At 35.4% G+C, this 1,124-nt stretch carries 1 protein-coding gene; it reads right to left on the minus strand.

The genetic code is table 11. The features are described from left to right. A partial coding sequence (locus GC105_RS16660; protein WP_425481547.1) for an IS1634 family transposase occupies window positions 1-1,029 on the minus strand: 1,029 nt, incomplete at its 3' end. Window positions 1,030-1,124: the final 95 nt, after the last annotated feature.

Below are 1,124 nucleotides of genomic sequence, written 5' to 3' on the forward strand. Positions count from 1 at the left end.
ATTTCTATACTTTTCAATCAAGTCTTGAGAAGTTTCCACTTGATTAAGATTAAAACTTGTAGAAGAACCATTTAAGGACCATCCGTTAGCATCAAGTGCCCATTCCTTCAGATGCTTTTTGAGTTTCTTAACTGATTGAGTGGTGATAAATGCGCGCTCATTAATATTGTTGAATTTCCGGTTATCTGTAGAAGAAAGCCCAGCATCCGTACATACAATAAATTTGGCAAGAGAAAAATCTTTGAGTATTTTCTTTTCAAGAGGTTGAAGCGTTTGCTGTTCATTGGTATTACCACTATGTATACTAAAAGCGAGAGGAATGCCATCTCCATCCATGAACAAGCCCATTTCTACAATCGGATTAGGTCTGTGTTCTTTGGAAGGTCCATATTGTCTAAGACCGTCCTCCTGTTCGATTTCAAAGAAATAATTGGTACAGTCATAGTAAAGGATTTTATCATTACGTTTAGAGACTGCGAGGCTGTTCTTGTACAGTTCTGATTGGATTGTATCCATTTCTTGCGAAACAACTTCTAAAGAACGATAGATCTGATGCAGCTCGAAATCCGGTTGTTCCAAAAGATTATTGGAAAGTTGAAAAGTGTTCAGCTTGGAAGAAGGAAAAAGAATTCTTCCATAAATCAGTCTAGAAAGTATAGCATCAAGATTGTAAGTGAACTTATGTCTTGAAGAGATATCATCACAAATTTTATTGATTTTAAGCTGGTGATAAAGTTGCTGAAGGAAAAGGTAGCCACCATTGAATGAGTGCTGTTCATTTTTAGGTATCAGTGTGGATTGATTTCTCTTAATAATAACTTGACGATTTTGTTCTTTTTCTTTGAGATTAAGATCTTCAACATATGATTTTGCCCACTCGTAAGGATCTTGCCCACCAAGTTTTTCGCGAAGAGAAGCCTCAGTTCCTAATTTTTCAACAGTTATAGTTTTTTCTCTTTTATCGATGTAAACCGTTTTAGTGACGTAAAAAGAAGCAGAATTCTTGGAACGAGATACTTTAAGACGCATAGTGGAACCCCCTTTACCTCCTTACATTATATCATATCACGCTATATCACGCAATAATAAAACGTAAAATTTGACAAAAAAATAAGCCTTATCAA

Source organism: Alkalibaculum sporogenes (genome assembly GCF_009362815.1).
Taxonomy (GTDB): Bacteria; Bacillota; Clostridia; order Eubacteriales; family Alkalibacteraceae; genus Alkalibaculum_A; species Alkalibaculum_A sporogenes.